Annotated in this window: 18 protein-coding genes and 1 pseudogene; 10 read left to right on the forward strand and 9 right to left on the reverse strand. The window is 70.5% G+C overall.

Annotated features, from left to right (window positions below):
• Positions 1–285: pseudogene (locus VGE38_RS08090) on the forward strand (DEDD exonuclease domain-containing protein); the annotation flags it as partial.
• On the opposite strand, the gene VGE38_RS08095 reads toward VGE38_RS08090, so the two are convergent.
• Positions 229–1,605 (reverse strand): hypothetical protein, encoded by a 1,377-nt coding sequence (locus tag VGE38_RS08095; RefSeq protein ID WP_331142022.1) that lies wholly within the window; start codon positions 1,603–1,605, stop codon positions 229–231. The pseudogene VGE38_RS08090 and the gene VGE38_RS08095 overlap by 57 nt on opposite strands.
• Before the next feature lie 38 nt (positions 1,606–1,643).
• Between VGE38_RS08095 and VGE38_RS08100 the strand changes: the two genes are divergently transcribed.
• Positions 1,644–1,922: an Lrp/AsnC family transcriptional regulator gene (locus VGE38_RS08100; protein ID WP_331142023.1), complete on the forward strand. Its 279-nt coding sequence runs from the start codon at positions 1,644–1,646 to the stop codon at positions 1,920–1,922.
• Positions 1,923–2,041: 119 nt separating this feature from the next.
• Entirely contained in the window at positions 2,042–3,499 is a 1,458-nt protein-coding gene (locus VGE38_RS08105) for a hypothetical protein (RefSeq protein ID WP_331142024.1), read from the forward strand.
• 5 nt (positions 3,500–3,504) lie between these two features.
• Here the strand turns inward: VGE38_RS08105 and trpD are convergent, their stop codons facing one another.
• From trpD to VGE38_RS08120, 3 genes are read right to left on the reverse strand one after another with little or no spacing between them, the layout of a single operon-like run.
• Positions 3,505–4,533: an anthranilate phosphoribosyltransferase gene (gene trpD / locus VGE38_RS08110; protein WP_331142025.1), complete on the reverse strand. Its 1,029-nt coding sequence runs from the start codon at positions 4,531–4,533 to the stop codon at positions 3,505–3,507.
• Positions 4,534–4,542: 9 nt separating this feature from the next.
• A complete protein-coding gene (locus VGE38_RS08115) occupies positions 4,543–4,983 on the reverse strand; it encodes an Rv3143 family two-component system response regulator (protein ID WP_331142026.1) in 441 nt (146 codons plus the stop codon).
• Positions 4,984–4,993: 10 nt separating this feature from the next.
• Positions 4,994–5,926, reverse strand: coding sequence for a cytochrome c oxidase assembly protein (locus tag VGE38_RS08120; RefSeq protein WP_331142027.1), 933 nt, complete (start codon positions 5,924–5,926; stop codon positions 4,994–4,996).
• A 65-nt stretch (positions 5,927–5,991) separates the two neighbouring features.
• Here VGE38_RS08120 and ctaE point away from each other — a divergent pair, with 65 nt between their 5' ends.
• From ctaE to VGE38_RS08145, 5 genes are all read left to right on the forward strand, one after another.
• Positions 5,992–6,642 (forward strand): aa3-type cytochrome oxidase subunit III, encoded by a 651-nt coding sequence (gene ctaE, locus VGE38_RS08125; RefSeq protein ID WP_331142052.1) that lies wholly within the window; start codon positions 5,992–5,994, stop codon positions 6,640–6,642.
• 45 nt (positions 6,643–6,687) lie between these two features.
• Positions 6,688–7,563, forward strand: coding sequence for a cytochrome bc1 complex diheme cytochrome c subunit (qcrC, locus tag VGE38_RS08130; protein ID WP_414690908.1), 876 nt, complete (start codon positions 6,688–6,690; stop codon positions 7,561–7,563).
• Entirely contained in the window at positions 7,560–8,669 is a 1,110-nt protein-coding gene (qcrA, locus tag VGE38_RS08135; protein ID WP_331142028.1) for a cytochrome bc1 complex Rieske iron-sulfur subunit, read from the forward strand. Before qcrC ends, qcrA begins: the two co-directional genes overlap by 4 nt.
• Complete coding sequence (gene qcrB / locus VGE38_RS08140) at positions 8,669–10,429, forward strand: cytochrome bc1 complex cytochrome b subunit (RefSeq protein ID WP_331142029.1); 1,761 nt, start codon at positions 8,669–8,671, stop codon at positions 10,427–10,429. Before qcrA ends, qcrB begins: the two co-directional genes overlap by 1 nt.
• Before the next feature lie 78 nt (positions 10,430–10,507).
• Complete coding sequence (locus tag VGE38_RS08145; protein ID WP_331142030.1) at positions 10,508–11,554, forward strand: LLM class flavin-dependent oxidoreductase; 1,047 nt, start codon at positions 10,508–10,510, stop codon at positions 11,552–11,554.
• A 12-nt stretch (positions 11,555–11,566) separates the two neighbouring features.
• On the opposite strand, the gene VGE38_RS08150 is transcribed toward VGE38_RS08145, so the two are convergent.
• The 4 genes from VGE38_RS08150 to ctaC form a co-directional block, all read right to left on the reverse strand.
• Positions 11,567–12,757, reverse strand: coding sequence for a L,D-transpeptidase (locus VGE38_RS08150; RefSeq protein ID WP_331142031.1), 1,191 nt, complete (start codon positions 12,755–12,757; stop codon positions 11,567–11,569).
• A gap of 291 nt (positions 12,758–13,048) precedes the next feature.
• Positions 13,049–13,465, reverse strand: coding sequence for a cytochrome c oxidase subunit 4 (ctaF, locus tag VGE38_RS08155; RefSeq protein WP_331142032.1), 417 nt, complete (start codon positions 13,463–13,465; stop codon positions 13,049–13,051).
• Positions 13,462–15,138: an aa3-type cytochrome oxidase subunit I gene (gene ctaD, locus VGE38_RS08160; RefSeq protein WP_331142054.1), complete on the reverse strand. Its 1,677-nt coding sequence runs from the start codon at positions 15,136–15,138 to the stop codon at positions 13,462–13,464. The genes ctaF and ctaD overlap by 4 nt, the downstream gene beginning before the upstream one ends.
• A gap of 20 nt (positions 15,139–15,158) precedes the next feature.
• Positions 15,159–16,043, reverse strand: a complete 885-nt coding sequence (ctaC, locus tag VGE38_RS08165) for an aa3-type cytochrome oxidase subunit II (RefSeq protein ID WP_331142033.1) — start codon at positions 16,041–16,043, stop codon at positions 15,159–15,161.
• Between the two features lie 183 nt (positions 16,044–16,226).
• Between ctaC and VGE38_RS08170 the strand changes: the two genes are divergently transcribed.
• A complete protein-coding gene (locus VGE38_RS08170) occupies positions 16,227–17,369 on the forward strand; it encodes a cysteine desulfurase family protein (protein ID WP_331142034.1) in 1,143 nt (380 codons plus the stop codon).
• Positions 17,366–17,635 carry a sulfurtransferase TusA family protein gene (locus tag VGE38_RS08175; protein ID WP_331142035.1) on the forward strand — a complete coding sequence of 90 codons (270 nt, stop codon included), beginning with the start codon at positions 17,366–17,368 and terminating at the stop codon, positions 17,633–17,635. The genes VGE38_RS08170 and VGE38_RS08175 overlap by 4 nt, the downstream gene beginning before the upstream one ends.
• Here VGE38_RS08175 and VGE38_RS08180 read toward each other — a convergent pair.
• Positions 17,628–18,560, reverse strand: a complete 933-nt coding sequence (locus VGE38_RS08180) for a carbohydrate kinase family protein (protein ID WP_331142055.1) — start codon at positions 18,558–18,560, stop codon at positions 17,628–17,630. The genes VGE38_RS08175 and VGE38_RS08180 overlap by 8 nt on opposite strands.
• Between the last annotated feature and the right edge of the window lies 1 nt (position 18,561).

Genomic DNA, 18,561 nt, shown 5'->3' on the forward strand with positions numbered 1-18,561 from the left:
GCCGACGCCCACGGCTACGTCGCCGGCCTGCGGGCGAGCGCCGAGACGGTGCGCCCCGGCCCTGGCCCCGTGCCCGCCGCCTCGGCCGAGGAGACCGAGCAGGTCCTGCGGTGGCTGGAGTCCCCCGGGATCCGGCTGGTCGACGTCGACGGCGAGTGGGTGTGCCCGGTCGCCGGCGCCAGCCGGCACCTCGCCCTCCACGACGCTGTCGCGGAGTCCCGGCGGTTACTAGTCCCGTTCGATGAGAAGGGCGTTCTCCCGACACTGCACCGGCCCGCTCGCTGAGCGCTCGTCGGGAGTAGCCGGCGCCGTAGGCACGAACCACAGCCTGCGGGCGAGTTCGGCGATGCCTGCAGCAAGCGCCAACGCCGCGGTCATCAGCATCGGCTGGTGTGCCACCACTACCGCGAACGCGTTGTTCGTCCAGATTTGGCCGTGGTCGAGATACAGGCCGGAAGCCGCAGCGCCCACGCCGATGGCCAGAGCCTGACACCCCAGCACCGGAGCCAGTAGCCGCCGTGCCCATCGACCGACACGGCGCGCACTCAGCGCGAGTGCTGGTGCCGAACAAGCCACCAGTTCCAAGCCGATCCGGTAGCCGTAGAACGTGTCGCCGCCACTGAAGCGATTCAGGAGCGTTTGTGTGAGCGTGTAGGCCGCACCTCCGAGGAGCAACCAGCGGAAGACGTCTGGAATCGTTCGCCACGACCGCACCAGCGCCGGGAGCAGGAGCGCGATGGCTGGTGTCCAGACGAGGAGGCCGCGGTCGGGGGCGACGAGGAAGCCGAGGTGGTTGACCGGGTCGACCAGATGATGACCGGCGTACGCAGTGAAGTCCGACGCCTCGTAGGCCGCGGCCGGGCTCCACGAGCCGAACACCCAACGATTCCAGAAGCAGAGCGCCGCAAGGGCTGTGAGCGCCGGCAGGCCCGCAGCGACCGCTATGGCCGGCTCGCGACGGCGGAGCGCGAGCCCGAGGCCTAATACCGCGACGATGACAGCGGCGTGTAGCCGGCCCCAGACGGCGACGCCGCCGAAGAGGCCGACCAGCCACCAGCGCTCACGGCGTGCCGCCCAGGCCATCCCACCGATACCGACGAGGGTGATCGTGTGCGGCCAGAGCGCGTCCGCGGCGACCGACCAGACCGGCGTCGTCAGGGCCACTGCCAGCACCGCCACCGTGGCCTCGCGCATGCGTAACAGGGTGCTGAGTGCTCCCCAGAGCAGCATCATGGCGAGTGCGGTTAGCACGGCCGCCGTGAGCGCGGCCGGGATCACCGTCATCGCGACCGGGTCGGCGAGCAGGTACGCCGGCAGCGCCGCGGCAACCGGACCCGCCGCGCGCGCGACGACGACCTCGCCGCGCTCGTCCTCGGTCAGCCAGATCGGGCGCAGGTCGGCTCGGATGCGCGCCACATCGTCTTCGGCGACAGCTGGGTCGCCGGTGGTCGCGATCCGCCACGCCGACAGGCCGGCGGTCCACGTGTCGAGGCTCGCCGAGTCGTCCGTGGTCGCGGTGGCGCCGTAGACGGCGCCGAGGCCGAGGAGGAGCACCAAGGCACAGAGCCACCGCTGCCAGCGTGCCGGATTCGCCGCGGGACTCACGGGCCCCCACCATCCTTGACGCGCCGTACGATGACGGCGTGATCACCGCCATCGTGTTCGTGAAGGCAGACGTCTCCCGCATCCCCGAGGTGGCGGAGACCATCGCCACCATCGACGGCGTGAGCGAGGTCTACTCCGTCACCGGCCAGATCGATCTCATCGCGCTGGTCCGGGTGCGCGCTCACGAGGACATCGCGACCGTGGTCGCGGATCGGATCAACAAGGTGTCCGGGGTCACCGACACCGAGACGCACATCGCCTTCCGCGCCTACTCCCGACACGATCTCGAGTCTGCCTTCTCACTCGGCCTCGACTGACCGGGCGAACGGCCACCGCTGATAGTCACAACGAGCCATTTGTGGGCGCGCCGAGAGCCACGGCGGCCGGCGTGCCCCCTAGGTTCGGCGACAGTGCGAGCGAGAGGGAGGCGCATCGAGTGGCGAGCCAGCCGTCGGGCATGATCACCCGCCTGGTCCATGGCGCCCTTCCCATCGCCATCGTGCTGGCCTCCATGTCCGCGCTGGCCCGCCTCGCGGCGCGGCCTCTGGCCAACACCGACACGTACTTCCACCTACGGTTCGGAGCGGAGTTCCTCGATTCCTGGAGCCTGCGTGATCCCGGCCACGTGACGCGATTCGAATCGGCCTCCTGGGTGCCGACACAGTGGCTTCCTCAGACGCTGATGGCCCAGCTCGAGCGATGGACGGGGCTGCCCGGCGTGGCCTGGTGGGCGGGTGCACAACTCGTCGGCATGGTGGCCGTGCTCTATCTGACCGCCCGCCGCTCGGCAGACGCCGTCGTGGTCGCACCGCTGGTGCCGCTGGCACTGCTCGCGAGCACCCTGGGCCTCTCCGCGCGTCCCCAGGTCATCAGCTATGCGCTCGTGGCGCTCACGGTCGCGATGTGGCTCGGAGCTCGCCGATCCGCGCGGGCCCCATGGCTGCTCGTGCCGCTCACGTGGCTGTGGGCCACCTGCCATGGGATGTGGCCCCTCGCCATCGTGATCGGGCTCGTGGCCGTCGCCGGACTCGCGGCGGACCGGCAGTTTCCGCGTCGCACCGTCGCCAGCATGGCCGCGGTACCCCTGCTGTCCTTCGCGGCAGCCGGACTCACCCCTGTCGGACCGGCCGTGTACGGCGCGGTCCTGGTCGTCACATCACGAGCCGCCTACTTCTCCGAATGGGCTCCTCCGGACTTCACCTCGGTCCCGTGCCTGGTCCTGCTCGGTCTCCTCGGCATCGCCGCCGTCGCGACGTTGCGTCGCCCGCACCGCGCGACCTGGTTCGAGATCGGCCTGCTCGCCGTCGCGGCGGGCCTGGCGGTCTACTCCTTGCGCACGGTCCCCGCAGCGGCGGCGATGCTGGTCCCGTTGACGGCGCGTGCCGTCCAAGGAGCTCGCCCTCACGTGCCGGTCGGGCCCCGCGAGTTCGTCGCAGCCGCGCTCGGAGGAGTCGTTGTGCTCGGAGCGCTCGCGGTCGCCACGCCGCGGACGGCGCCGGATCCGGCCGTGCAGCTCAGCGCGACCGACGCGCAGCTCGAGACAGTGCCGTCCGGGACCGTCGTGGCGACCGACAGCGGTTTCGGCGGCTACGCGATGTGGCGCTTCCCGGATCTCCAGATCACCTTCCACGGCTACGGCGACGTGTACACCGCCGACGAGCTCGAGCGCAACCACATGGTCGAGACGTTGGAACCCGGATGGGACCGCGAGCTCCGTCGGCTCCGGGCGACGTACGCCGTGCTGAAGAGGAAGTCCACGTTGGCGTACGCATTGGAGTCGGCGTACGCCTGGACTCCTGTTCGCTCGCCAGCGGCCGACGACGTGCCCGGCGGGGACCCGCCGTTCGTGGTCCTGCGCGCGCCCGCCGGCTGGCTGGAGTCGACCGCCCGCTGACGGGGTCAGCCGGCGGACGCCGCCACCCAGCGGTCCAGCGTTGCCTGCGCCGCACCGGAGTCGATGGCCTCACGAGCCCGCTCGACCCCGGCCGCCAGCGCCTGCGACACGTCCATGTCGCCGCCGGCGTGGACGGCCAGTCCGGCGCCCGCGTTGAGGAGGACGGCGTCACGCACAGGTCCGGGCTCGCCGGCCAGCATCCGGCGTACGACCTCGGCGTTGTGGGTGGCGTCGCCACCCCGCAGGTCCTCGGTCCGGCTCAACGTGATGCCCAGCTCGCGCGGGTCGACCCGGTGCGTGGTCACCTCTCCGCCGCGCACGGCCCACAGCGCGGAGGTCGTGGTGGTCGTCAGCTCGTCGAGACCGTCGTCCCCGCGGAAGATCCACGCGTCGACGCCGCGCGTGGCGAACACGCCGGCCATCACGGGCGCCATACGTGCGTCGGCGCACCCGATGGCGTTCGCCTGCGGGCGGGCCGGGTTGGTGAGCGGGCCGAGGAAGTTGAAGGTGGTGCCGATGCCGAGCTCGCGCCGCGGGACGGCCGCGTGCCGCATCGCCGGGTGGAACGCCGCCGAGAACAGGAACGTGATGCCGGCCTCCTCCGCCAGCGTCGCGACGCGGTCGATCGGCAGGTCGAGCCGAATCCCGAGCGCCTCGAGTACGTCGGCGGAGCCCGACTGCGACGACGCGGAGCGGTTGCCGTGCTTGACGACCTTCGCCCCGGTGCCGGCGGCGACGATCGCGGACATCGTCGAGATGTTCACCGACATCGAGCGGTCCCCACCCGTGCCGACGATGTCGAGCAGCCGTCCCGACACCGAGATCGGGTTGGCGACCGCCAGCATGGCGCTCGCCAGACCGGTGACCTCCTCCGTCGTCTCACCCTTGGCGCGCAGCGCGACGGCGAAGCCCGCGATCTGGGCCTCGGATGCCTGGCCCGCGAGGACCTCGCCCATCGCCCAGGCGCTCTGCTCGGCCGTCAGGTCGGTGCGCGCGACGAGGGCGCCCAGGACCTCGGGCCAGGTGATGCTCACGCCGGCTCCTCAGGCGCTGGCGGGCAGCCGGCGACGCAGCAGCCCGACGACGGTCTCGGCCAGCGCGACCGGGTCGATCGGGTGCGGCACGGCGGCCTCGGCGCGCGACCAGGTCGCCAGCCAGGCGTCCTGCGGCCGCCCGGTCAGCACGACGACCGGCGGGCAGTCGAAGACCTCGTCCTTGAGCTGCTTGGCGATGCCCATCCCGCCGGCGGGCACGGCCTCGCCGTCGAGGATCGCCAGGTCGATGTGGCCGGCGTCCATGTTCTGGATGACGACCGGCTCGGTGGCGACCTCGACGTACTCCACCTCCGGCAGGTCCGGGTGGGGCCGGCGGCCCAGCGCCAGGATGACCTGCTGCCGGGTGTCGATGTCGTCGCTGTAGACGAGCACCTTCAGGGGCGCCTTCGACGACGGGGACGCTGCGGTCGGGGCGGTCGATGCGGTCACGGCCGCGATGCTACTCGCTCCGCTGCCGGGCGCGAGCCTCCATCAGGTCGAGCCGTCTGTCCTCGCGCGCAGCCTCCTTGAACGACGAGCGCGCCCACTGCACGAAGAGCACCACGATGAACCCCACCCCCACGATGTCGCCCGAGCCCCACAGGATCCCGCCGGCGAGGTGCTGGTCGTCGTGAGGGTCGGGCAGCCACGCTCCCATCGGCCCGTCGTGCAGCGACGGGTACCAGTCCCCGCCGAGCAGCTCGGTCTGCCCCATGATCGTGATGCCCAGGAAGGCGTGGAACGGCAGGGTGAGCACCACCATCAGCAGCCGGAATGGGTAGGCCACGCGTCCGGGGACCGGGTCGATGCCCATCAGCGGCCAGAAGAAGAGCGCCCCGACCAGCACCAGGTGCACGTGCATCATCTCGTGGACGTACGCCGAGCGCAGCGACGCCTCGTACCAGTCCGAGAAGTACAGCGCCCACGGCGAGATGACGTACAGCGCCAGCGTGAGCGGCGGGAACGAGAGCACCCGCGCGACCCGCGAGTGCAGCACCGTCAGCAGCCAGCGACGCGGCGCGGCGGGCAGCGTGCGCAGCGCCAGGGTGACCGGCGCCCCGAGAGCGAGGGCGAGCGGCACGAGCATCGACAGCACCATGTGCTGGACCATGTGGGCCGAGAGCAGGGTCGTGTCGTACGCCGCCAGCCCGGAGCAGGTGGCGAGGAGGAACGAGCCCATCCCCAACCCGACGAACGAGAGCGTCCGGCCCAGCGGCCAGCGGTCGCCGCGCCGACGCAGCACCGCGACGCCCCACAGGTACAGGCCGGCCACCCACACCGTCACGACGAACGGGAGCGGCGCCAGCCCCGACTCGCTGACGAGGCTGCCGGGACCGAATTCGGGCAGGTCCAGGACGGTCTCGGAGGCGGCGACGAGCGGGGAGGCGAGCACCCTGTGAACTTTATGACGCCGCAACACAGGGGGTCGGGGTGCCCTCCCGGATCGGGACCGACATAATGGCGCTCGTGGCGACAGCAGCTTCGACGATTCCGGCATCCCGTCTGCACGGGCACCACGACCGACCGAGCATGGTCAGCGTCGGGACGATCATCTGGCTCTCCAGTGAGCTGATGTTCTTCGCGGCCCTGTTCGCGGCGTACTACACGATCCGCTCGGTCAGTCCCGAGCTGTGGCCGCAGAACACGGAGATGCTCAACATCCCGTTCGCCACGGTCAACACCACGATCCTGGTGCTCTCGTCGGTCACCTGCCAGCTCGGCGTCTTCGCCGCCGAGCGCGGTCAGGTCGGCCGGACCGGGACCCTGCTGCAGGTCAACAAGTGGGGCCTGCGCGAGTGGTTCATCCTCACCTACATCATGGGCGCGGTCTTCATCGCCGGTCAGGCGACCGAGTACGCCGCCCTGATCCAGGAGGGCATGACCATCCCCGACTCTGCCTACGGCACCGTCTTCTACCTCACCACCGGCTTCCACGGCATCCACGTGACGGGCGGCCTGATCGCCTTCCTGTTCGTGCTCGGGCGCACCTACATCGCCCGCCGCTTCACGCACGAGCAGGCGGTCAGCGCGATCGTCGTGTCCTACTACTGGCACTTCGTCGACGTCGTGTGGATCGGCCTGTTCGCCACCATCTACCTCATCAAGTGACATCCGCGAAGCCTGCGTGAGAAACTCGAGAACCAAGGATCTGATGTGCGCCTCTTGAACCGCTCTGCCGGTCGTCTCTCCCGGCACCGCCGTGGCCCTGTGGCCGGCGTGGTGCTGCTGCTGCTCGGCCTGGTGCTGACCGGCGGCCTCTACGCCGCCTTCTCGCCGGCGTCGAGCGCCGACCAGGCCCAGAGCCAGGAGCAGACGGTCGCCGAGGGCCGCAAGCTCTTCCTGGTCGGCTGCGCCTTCTGCCACGGCACCAACGGCGAGGGCGTGACCGACGTCGACGGCAACCTCTACGGCCCGAGCCTCGTGGGCGTCGGTGCCGCCGCCGTCGACTTCCAGATGGGCACCGGCCGCATGCCGCTGGCCCGCCCCGGTCAGCAGGCGCCCGAGAAGAAGGCCGTCTACGACCAGGACGAGATCGACGCCATCGCGGCGTACGTCGCCTCGCTCGGCCCGGGCCCGGCGATCCCCACGGAGGCCGACTACAGCACCGAGGGGCTCAGCGAGGAGGAGCGCCAGGCCGCGATCGTCCGCGGTGGGCAGATCTTCCTCACCAACTGCACCGCCTGCCACAACTTCACCGGCTCCGGCGGCGCCATGCCCCGCGGCGGCTACGCGCCGGCGGTCATCAACACCGACCCGAAGCACATCTACGAGGCCATGCTGACCGGCCCGCAGTCGATGGACGTCTTCTCCAACGGCAACATCACCCCGGAGATGAAGCGCGACGTCATCGCCTACATCCAGTCGATGCGTGAGGAGCCGGGCCACGGCGGCTTCGGCCTCGGCAGCCTGGGCCCGGTGAGCGAGGGCCTGTTCGCCTGGGTCCTCGGCCTCGGCACGCTGGTCGGCTTCGCGGTGTGGATCGCCGCGCACACCACCCGTTCGAGCAAGAAGAAGGAGACGGCCGCGTGAGCTCCGTCGACGAGACCCCGCACGAGCCCCTGAACGCGAAGACCGACGCGCTCCTCCCCGACCCGGGTCTCGCCCCCCACGCCTGGCGCCCGACCGACGTCGACGCGAAGGCCGAGAAGCGCGCCGAGCGCCAGGTTGCCACGCTGTTCGGCCTCTCGGCCGTCTTCACAGTCCTGTTCGTCGTCGCCTACTTCGCGATCGACTCCGGCGTCGACGGTGACACCTTCATCGGCCTGGGCGCCTCCAACCTCGCTCTCGGCACCACGCTGGGCCTGGCCCTGCTGCTGATCGGCGTCGGCGTCATCCAGTGGGCGCGCAAGCTCATGGCCGACCACGAGATCGTCGAGCTGCGCCACCCGGCGACCTCCTCCGCGGAGGACCGCGCCGTGACGGTCGCGGCGCTCAACGCCGGTCTCGAGGAGTCCGGCATCGGGCGCCGTCCGCTGGTGCGCAACTCGCTGCTCGGTGCTGTGACGCTGCTGGCCGCGCCCGCCGTCGTCCTGCTGCGCGACCTGGGCCCGCTGCCGGGCGAGGTCGTCGGCGAGTACGAAGGCGCCGGCCTCGAGCACACCGTGTGGAAGAAGGGCATGCGCGTGGTGCGCGACGTGGTCGGCACCCCGATCAAGGCCTCCGACGTCGAGATCGGCGACCTGTTCAACGCCGAGCCCGAGGCGATCTTCCCGACCGAGGAGAACGGTCTGCCGGAGCTGCACGGCGCGCAGATGCAGGTCGCGAAGTCCAAGGCCGCCATCGTGCTGCTGCGGATGGACCCCGACGACTACATCCCCGGCAAGGGCCGCGAGAACTGGGACGTGGACGGCATCGTCGCCTACTCCAAGATCTGCACCCACGTCGGCTGCCCGATCTCGCTCAACGAGCGCACCACGCACCACCTGCTCTGCCCGTGCCACCAGTCGACCTTCGACCTCGCCGACTCCGGTCGTGTCGTGTTCGGACCGGCCGGCCGCCACCTCCCCCAGCTGCCGCTGGCGGTGGACGCCGAGGGGTACCTCATTGCGCAGAGCGACTTCACCGAGCCGGTCGGACCGAGCTACTGGGAACGGAACATGAAGGACATCGGCGAGCAGGGCGAGGGTGACCTCTGATGAGCTCTAACACTGTGGACACGAGCAAGGTCGCGACGAGCAACAGCACCGCCGCGGTCGCCACCAAGCCGTCGAGGATCGGCGCCGCGGCCACCTGGGCCGACGAGCGCCTCGGCCTCGCGGCGATGGGCAAGAAGAACCTGCGCAAGGTCTTCCCCGACCACTGGTCCTTCATGCTGGGCGAGATCGCCCTGTGGAGCTTCGTGGTCCTGCTGCTCTCCGGTGTCTTCCTCACGCTGTGGTTCACGCCCAGCATGAGCGAGATCACCTACCAGGGCTCCTACGACCAGCTGCGCGGCATCATGATGTCCGAGGCGATGGCCTCGACGCTGAACATCTCCTTCGACGTGCGTGGCGGCCTCCTGCTCCGGCAGATGCACCACTGGTCGGCGATGCTCTTCATCGCGTCGATGATGATCCACCTGATGCGCGTCTTCTTCACCGGCGCGCACCGCAAGCCGCGCGAGCTCAACTGGGTGATCGGCTGCCTGCTGCTCATCCTCGGCACGCTCGAGGGCTTCACGGGCTACTCGCTCCCCGACGACCTGCTCTCCGGCACCGGCGTCCGGGCGGCGGACGGCTTCATCAAGTCGATCCCGATCGTCGGCACCTACGTCTCGTTCTTCCTCTTCGGCGGCGAGTTCCCGGGCGAGGCGATCATCCCCCGGCTCTTCACGATCCACGTGCTGCTGATCCCGGGTCTGCTGCTCGCGCTCATCGCGGCCCACATGCTGCTGCTCGTCTACCACAAGCACACGCAGTGGCCTGGCCCCGGCCGCACCGAGGAGAACGTCGTCGGCTACCCGATGCTCCCGGTGTACGCCGCCAAGGCCGGTGGCTTCTTCTTCATCGTGTTCGGCGTCACCGCCCTCATGGGTGGCCTGCTGACGATCAACCCGGTGTGGAAGTACGGCCCCTACGACCCGACCAAGGTCACCGCCGGCTCCCAGCCGGACTGGTACATGGGCTGGCCCGACGGCGCGCTGCGCATCATGCCAGGCTGGGAGTCGCACTTCTGGGGCAGCACCTGGTCCTGGAACGTCTTCCTCCCGATCATCGTGCTCCCCGGCCTGCTGTTCACGGTGCTGCTGCTGCTGCCGTTCATCGAGTCCTGGGTGACCGGCGACAAGCGTGAGCACCACCTGCTGCAGCGGCCGCGCAACGCTCCGACCCGCACGGCGACGATGGCCGCGCTGATCAGCCTCTACGGCCTGTTCTGGGCCGCCGGCGGCAACGACATCATCGCGATCGAGCTCGGCCTGTCGATCAACCAGATCACGTACTTCATGCGGGCCGCGGTGTTCATCGTCCCGGTGATCGTGTTCCTGGTGACGCGACGTTGGTGCATCGCGCTCCAGCGCCACGACAACGAGATGCTGCTGCACGGCTACGAGACCGGCGTGATCATGCGCTCGCCGGAGGGTGGCTACTCCGAGAAGCACCTCCCGGTCGACGGCGCGAAGGCCTACGCGATGACGGTCCGGGACCGCAGCGCGGCGGAGCTCAGCCCGGCGGTCACGCAGGACGTCAACGGCGTGCCCGCGCCGCGTGGCAAGCTCGCCGGACTGCGTGAGCGGGTCCGCACGCTGTACTACGCCGACGACGCCGACAAGCCGACCCTGGCCGAGCTCGAGGAGGCGCACCACCACGCCGAGCACGAGCACGAGCTCCAGGCGGCGCTGGACGGACACTCGGCCGACGGTCACCAGTTCGACGGTCACCACTCCGTCGAGGGCGAGCCGCTGCGCGGCGACCACTGAGCGACCTCTAGCACCATCACCGAAGGCCCCGGACGTTCGACGTCCGGGGCCTTCGTCACAACAGAGAGGACGACGTCGATGACCACGACCGATCCCAGCACGGTCGAGTTCGGCCTCGACACGTTCGGCGACGTCACGCTCGGTCCCGACGGCACGCCCCTCCCCCAGGCCCAGGTGCTCCGGGACGTCGTCGAGCAGGCCGTCCTGGCCGACCAGGTCGGGATCGACGCCTTCAACGTCGGCGAGCACCACCGCGCCGACTTCGCCATCAGCGCCCCGGAGGTCGTGCTCGGCGCGATCGCCGCCCGCACCGGTCGGATCCGGCTCGGCACCGCGGTGACGGTGCTGAGCTCCGACGACCCGGTCCGGGTCTACGAGAGGATGGCGACCCTGGACGCGCTGTCGGGCGGCCGCGCCGAGGTCACCCTCGGGCGCGGGTCGTTCACCGAGTCGTTCCCGCTCTTCGGCTTCGATCTCGCCGACTACGAGGTCCTGTTCGAGGAGAAGCTCGATCTGTTCGCCCGGCTCCGCTCCGAGGAGCGGGTGCGCTGGCAGGGCACGGTGCGTGCGCCGCTCGACGCCGAGGTCTTCCCCAAGACCGAGCGCGGCAGCCTCACCGCCTGGGTCGGAGTCGGCGGGTCGCCCGAGTCGGTCGTGCGCACCGCCCGGCACGGCTTCGGCCTGATGCTGGCCATCATCGGCGGGGACCCACTGCGGTTCGCGCCGTACGTCGACCTCTTCCACCGGGCGCTGTCCGAGCTCAACCCCGGCGTCGGGGCGCTGCCGGTCGGTGTCCACTCCCCAGGGTTCGTGTGGGACACCGACGAGGAGGCCGCCGAACTGCTCTTCGGTCACTTCAAGGCCAACCGCGACCGGATCGGCGCGGAGCGGGGGTGGCCGCCGGCCACCCGGCGCGAGTACGACGCCGAGATCGCCGGCGGCGCGCTCTTCGCGGGTTCGCCGGAGACGGTCGCGCACAAGATCGCCCGGACGGTCTCGGGGCTGGGCGTGACCCGATTCGACCTGAAGTACAGCAACGGGACCATGCCGCACGACCAGTTGATGCGCTGCATCGAGCTCTACGGCACCGAGGTCATCCCCCGGGTCCGCGAGCTGCTCGCCTAGCCCTGGCGGACGTCAGGACAGGGCGGAGCCGGCCCGCCACTCGGCGTAGGAGGCGTTCCAGTCACCGAAGCCGTTGGTGAGCGTCATCGGACGCCCGGTGCCGACGTACTCCACCACGTCGCCGCGGCGGCTGAGGTCGAAGAGCCACTTGGCGTCGGCCGGGCTCATGCCCGTGCAGCCGTGGGAGACGTTCGCGCGCCCCTGGGAGCCGACCGACCACGGCGCGGCGTGGATGAACTCGCCGGAGTAGGTCAGCCGCATCGCCCACTGCACGTCGTCGATGTCGTAGAACTCCGGGTCGCCCGCGGCGATGCCGACGGTCTCCGAGCGCATCCGGCGGCTGGCGTGCTTCTCCATGATCACCTTCACGCCGTCGCGCGTGGTGAAGCCCGGCTTCCCGGTGGTGACGGGGAAGTCCCGGACCCGGCTGCCGTTGACGAACACCTTCATGCGGTGCGTACGGGCGTCGACGCGGTAGACGTGCGCGTCACCGACGCGGAAGCTGAGCGTGCGGTCCTTCTGCCCGTAGACGCCGCCACCGGCGGGCACGCCGTTGACGTCGATGTCGACGGTGACGCGGCTCCCGGCCCGCCAGTACTCCGCGGGGCGCCAGTGCGCCTCGGTGGCGCTGAGCCAGTGCCAGCTCCCCTGCTGGGCCGGCGCGCTGGTCACGTGCATGTGCTGCTCGAAGCGCGCTCGGTCGCGGACCGGCACGTCGAAGGTGACGACGACCGGCATGCCGACACCGACCGTCTCGCCGTCCAGCGGCGCGACGGAGGCGAAGGTCTGCCGGTCCAGGCTCAACGGCGCCGTCGCGAAGCGGACGGTGCTGGTGGCGCCGCCGGCGGCGGCCGCGCGGAGCACGTACGTCGCCCCGGGCTCGAGCCGTTCGGTCGCCGTCCAGCTGGCGCCGTCGGCCGCCAGCGCGCCGGGCACGTCGCCGGCGGTGGACGCCACGGTCACCCTGACCAGGCGGTCGCCGGTCGCGGTGACGGACACGAGCGTGTCGACGGGGACGTCACGCTGTCCACGCGTGACGTTGGCCTGCAGCGAGGCAGGCGCCGGGGTCGTCGCGGTCCCGGCGTCCTGGGCCGCCGGGCCGCTCCCCCGCGCGGACACCGTCTCGCCGCCGTCGCAGCCGGCGAGCGCCGCCACCACGGTCGTGGCCACCGCGGCCACTGCCAGTCGTCGTACCAGGCCCATGCGAGCACTCCCCCGAACACGTCGGCGGTCGGCACCCGATGGCCGACCGCGGCCACCATTAGACGGCGGCGGCTGGCGTATCACCCAATCCCCGTCAGCCGCCGTCACCCTAGATACGCCGAACCCCGCCGTCCGGTTGCGGACAGCGGGGCTCGAAAGCGTTGCAGCCGAGTGACTGAGCGTCGCCTGGTGCGTGCGCTGCCAAGGCGGCGCGGCGAAGACGACCTTCAAGCGAAGCGGGTCGTCGAGCCGCGCCAACGCAGGCAGCGTGCGTGCCAGGCGGCGCTCAGCTCAGTGGGCGTGCTCGCCGCGGTAGTACTCGAAGATCCAGCCGCAGAGCGCCAGGACACCGAGGACGGCGCCGATGATCATCAGCCAGTAGGCCATCATCGCGACGGCGTAGACGATCACGCCGAGCGTCAGCGCGCACCACAGCGGCCACCAGGAGTACGGCGGGAAGAAGCCCAGCTCGCCGGCGCCGTCGACGATCTCGCCGTCCTTGCGGTCCTCCGGGCGGGGGTCCATCCGGTTGGCGTGGAAGCCGAGGTAGGCCGCCACCATGGCGGTCAGCAGGGTGCACATGACCAGGGCGGAGGTACCGGTCCAGTCGCCACCGTGCTCGCTGGCCGCGGTGATGAACCAGTAGGTCGGCGTGACCAGCACCAGGAAGATGGTGCAGATCACGAACATCCAGGCTTCGGCCTTCATCGGGCGTCTCCCTTCCCAAGGTGCACGTCGAGCTCCTGCTCCGACTCCAGCTCCAGCGCCGCGATCTCCGGGTGGTGGAGGTCGAAGGCCGGGGACTCCGAGCGGATCCGCGGCAGGGTGTGGAAGTTGTGCCGCGGCGGCGGGCAGCTGGTCGCCCACTCCAGGGAACGGCCCCAGCCCCACGGGTCGTCGACCTCGATCTTCGGGCTGCGCCGCGAGATGTAGAGGTTGTAGAAGAACGGGATCATCGACAGGCTCAGCAGGAAGGCACCCACGGTGGAGACCTGGTTGAGCGTCGTGAAGCCGTCGTCGGGCAGGTAGTCCGCGTAGCGGCGCGGCATGCCCTCCACGCCCAGCCAGTGCTGGACCAGGAAGGTCAGGTGGAAGCCGATGAACAGCAGCCAGAAGTGGATCTTGCCGAGCCGCTCGTTGAGCATCCGGCCGGTCATCTTGGGCCACCAGAAGTAGAAGCCGGCGAACATCGCGAACACCACGGTGCCGAACACGACGTAGTGGAAGTGCGCCACGACGAAGTAGGAGTCGGAGACGTGGAAGTCCAGCGGCGGGCTGGCCAGGATGATGCCGGTGAGACCACCGAAGAGGAAGGTCGTCAGGAAGCCGATCGACCACAGCATCGGGGTGTCGAACGACAGGGACCCGCCCCACATCGTCCCGATCCAGTTGAAGAACTTCACGCCGGTCGGCACCGCGATCAGGAACGTCATGCCGGAGAAGAACGGCAGGTCCACCGCACCGGTGACGAACATGTGGTGCGCCCAGACCGCGACCGACAGCACGGCGATCGCGAGCGTGGCGGCCACCAGGCCGACGTACCCGAAGATCGGCTTGCGGCTGAAGACTGGGAGGATCTCGGTCACGATGCCGAAGAACGGCAGCGCGATGATGTAGACCTCCGGGTGGCCGAAGAACCAGAACAGGTGCTGCCACAGGACCGCGCCGCCGTGGGCCGCGTCGAACACGTGGGCGCCGAGCTGGCGGTCGGCCTCGAGCGAGAGCAGCGCGCCGGCCAGGACCGGGAACGCGATGAGGACCAGCAGCGAGGTCACCAGGGCGTTCCAGGTGAAGATCGGCATCCGGAACATGGTCATGCCCGGTGCGCGCATGCAGATGATCGTGGTGATGAAGTTGACCGCACCGAGGATGGTGCCGAGACCGGCCATCCACAGACCCATGATCCACAGGTCGCCACCGGCGCCCGGCGAGCGGACCGCGTCGGAGAGCGGGGTGTAGGCGAACCAGCCGAAGTCGGCCGCGCCGCCCTCGGTGAGGAAGCCCGAGGCGGCGATGATGCCGCCGAACAGGAACAGCCAGTAGCTGAACATGTTCAGTCGCGGGAACGCGACGTCGGGCGCGCCGATCTGCAGCGGCATGATCACGTTGGCGAAGCCGAAGAACAGCGGCGTCGCGAACAGCAGCAGCATGATCGTGCCGTGCATCGTGAAGAGCTGGTTGTACAGCTCGTCACTGACGACCTGGTTGCCCGGGAAGGTCAGCTCGGAGCGGATCAGCAGGGCCATCACGCCGCCGATGAGGAACCAGGCGAACGACGTGGTGAGGTACATCTTGCCGATCAGCTTGTGATCGGTGGTGGTCAGCAGACGGAACATCTGCTGACCCAGCGGCTTGCGGCCCGGAGCGCCGGCACCCGTCATGGGGTGCGAATGCGTCGCAGTCACTCTGCGCCTCCCTCAAGTTCGTCGCGGACGTTCGCGTCTTCCTCGACGTCCAGCCCGTCCTGCGTGTACGCCTCGCTGCCACCCAGCACCGGCTTGGCCGTGGTGCGCTTGGCGGCCAGCTCCTCGACGTACTCGGCGTAGTCGTCCTGGCTGACCACCTCGACGTTGAAGAGCATGCGGGAGTGCGACACGCCGCACAGCTCGTAGCACTTGCCGGCGTAGGTGCCGATGCGGGTCGGGGTGATGGCGTAGTGGTTCACGCGGCCCGGGATGACGTCCATCTTCATCAGGAAGCCCGGAACGCCGAAGTCGTGCACCACGTCGGGCGAGTACAGGTTGAACCGGGTCGTCTGGTCCACCGGCAGCACCAGCGTGGGGATGTAGGACGCCGTGCCGACCTCGTAGGTGTACTCCTCGTAGGCGAACCGCTCGTCGCGCACGTCCTCATTGGCCTCGGCGTCATGGGTGCCGATGCCGTGGTTGAACGTCCACGACCACTGCTGGCCGACGACCTCGATGGTGTTGTCGACCTTGATGTCGTCGTCGAGGATGGCGTTCTGGGTCTCCACCGTGTGGGCGAAGAACACGATCACCATCATCACCGGGGCGACGGTGTAGAGGATCTCGAGCGGCAGGTTGTAGCGCGTCTGCACCGGGATCTCCGTCGCGCTGCGACGGCGGTACTTCCAGATCACGTAGAAGATCAGGCCCCAGACGACGATGCCGGTCACCCAGGCGGCGATCCAGGCCCCCTGCCACAGGCTGAGCGTGTGCTCACCCTGCGCCGACGCGGGGTCGGGCATCGCGAGGCGCTCCCACTCCCCCTTGGTCTCGGCCGAGCAACCGGCCAGGAGTACGCCGCTGGCGGCGAGCGCAGCCAACAGGGAAGTCCTCCCCGGCTTGCGCCCGGCGGAACGCCGGGATCCCGGCTTTCCGGGCAAGTGCAGACCCACGAACGAGCCTCTCTCTCGAGCAGTCACGGATACACCGCAGCGTATCGGAATCGCCCCGCCGTCGAGCGGCCGGGTGGCCACTTGGGCTGGTTCCACACCTAGAGTTGACGCGTGACAAATGCCGCTGGGCCGTCGGACTCCCCGGGCTCGGTCTACCTCGACGCCGCCTCGTCCGAGCCGCTGCACCCGGTCGCACGGGACACCCTCCTCGCCGCGCTGGACCACGGCTGGGCCGATCCCCGGCGGCTGCACGGACCGGCCCGCAACGCCCGGCTGCTGCTGGACAACGCCCGCGAGGTCGTTGCCGCCTGCCTCGGCGTGCGCCGCGACGAGGTCAGCTTCACCTCCTCGGGGACGGAAGCGGTGAACCTCGGGCTGCTGGGGCTGGCACAGGGGCGCGAGCGGGTCGGCCGCCGGATCGTGCACGCGGCCGTCGAGCACCAGTCCGTCCACCATGCGGCCGCCTGGTGGGGTGAGCCGGTGGAGGTCGGGGTGGACCGCCACGGCCGGGTCCGCGAGGACGACCTGGTCGAGGCGTCGGCCGCGTCCGGTACGGCGGTCGTCGCGCTCCAGCACGCCAACCACGAGGTCGGCACGGTGCAGCCGGTCGACGACGTGCGGCTCGCCGCCGACGTACCGCTGTTCGTGGACGCCTGCGCGTCCATGGGCCGGCTGCCGCTGCCGGAGCGGTGGGCGGCCGTGGCTGGCTCGGCGCACAAGTGGGGCGGTCCGGCCGGGGTCGGCGTGCTGCTCGTGCGGACGGGGGCGCGCTGGGCCTCGCCGTTCCCCGCCGACGACCGGGTCGACCACCGCGCGACGGGGTTCGAGAACGTGCCGGCCGCGCTGGCGGCCGCCGCGGCGCTGCAGGCGGTGGTCGCCGAGCGCGACGCCGTGAACGCGCGCCATCGCGAGCTCATCGACCTGGTCCGGGAGCGGGTGGCGGCGATCCCCGACGTCGACGTGGTCGGCGACCCCGTCGGGCGGCTCCCCCACCTGGTGACGTTCTCATGCCTGTACGTCGACGGCGAGGCGCTGGTCACGGAGCTGGACCGCCACGGCATCGGCGTGGCCAGCGGATCCGCCTGCACCGCGTCCACGCTCGAGCCGAGCCACGTGCTCGCCGCGATGGGCGCGCTCACCCACGGCAACGTGCGGATCTCGCTGACGCGCACCACGACCCGCGACGACGTCGAGCGCTTCCTCGCGGTGCTTCCGGACGTCGTCGCGCGGCTGCGGGCGGAGGTGGGTCTGTGACGTCGCGGCCCCCCGCCTCCGCCGCCCCCGGGCCACTGCCGGAGCTGGTGCTCGACTGCCGCGGCGTCCCGTGTCCGCGACCGATCATCGAGCTGGGCCGCCACATCGGCGACGTCGCGTTGGGCGAGCTGGTCGGCGTCGCGGCCGACGATCCCGCCGCCCGCCACGACGTGCCGGCCTGGTGCCGCCTGCGCGGCCAGGAGTACGCCGGTGAGCGACCCGCCGCCGACGGTGTCGCCGTCTACCTGGTGCGCCGGGTCAGCTGAGGAACGGCGCGACGTCCGCGGCGGCCTCGTCGCCGTAGGAGTCCCGCAGCCTGCCGATGAACTGGTCGGGGGTGAAGGAGTACTCCTGCGTGCCGACCGTCTCCACGACGTACGCCGCGAGCGTGCACCCCACCTGGGCGGCCCGCTCGAACGGCAGACCCCAGGCGACCGCGGCGAGGAACGCGGCCCGGAACGCGTCGCCCACGCCCGTCGGCTCCACCGCGGCCACGCCCCGGCACGCGGGCAGCTCGACCGGCTCCTCGCCCTTGCGGGTGATCCGCACGCCGTCCTTGCCGAGCGTGGTGACCTGGGTGCCGATCCGGTCGAGGATCTCCTCGGCCGACCAGCCGGTCTTCTGCTCGATCAGGTGCGACTCGTACTCGTTGGAGAACAGGATCGCCGCACCGTCGACGAGCTGGCGGATCAGGTCGCCCTCGCCGAAGGCCAGCTGCTGGCTCGGGTCGGCGATGAACGGGAAGCCACGCTGGCGGCACTCCTCGGTGTGCCGCAGCATGCCGTCGGGGTCGTCGGCGCCGATGAGGACGTAGCTCGGCGTGCCGACCGAGGCCACGATGGGGCCGAGCTCGATCAGTCGGGCCTCGCTCATCGCGCCGGGGTAGAAGCTCGCGAACTGCGCCATCGTGGTGTCGGTGGTGCACACGAAGCGGGCGGTGTGCTTGCTCTCGGAGACGCGCACGTGACTGCAGTCGACGCCGTGGCGCTCCAGCCAGGACCGGTAGTCGGCGAAGTCCTCCCCGACCGCGCCGACGAGCACCGGCCGCAGGCCCAGCTTGCCCAGCCCGAAGGAGATGTTCGCGGCGACTCCGCCGCGGCGGATCTCGAGGTCGTCGACGAGGAAGCTCACCGAGAGCTTGTCGAGCTGTTCGACGACCAGCGAGTCGGCGAACCTGCCGCCGAAGCTCATC

It is taken from the genome of Nocardioides sp. (genome assembly GCF_036405735.1).
In the GTDB taxonomy this organism is placed as follows: Bacteria; Actinomycetota; Actinomycetes; order Propionibacteriales; family Nocardioidaceae; genus Nocardioides.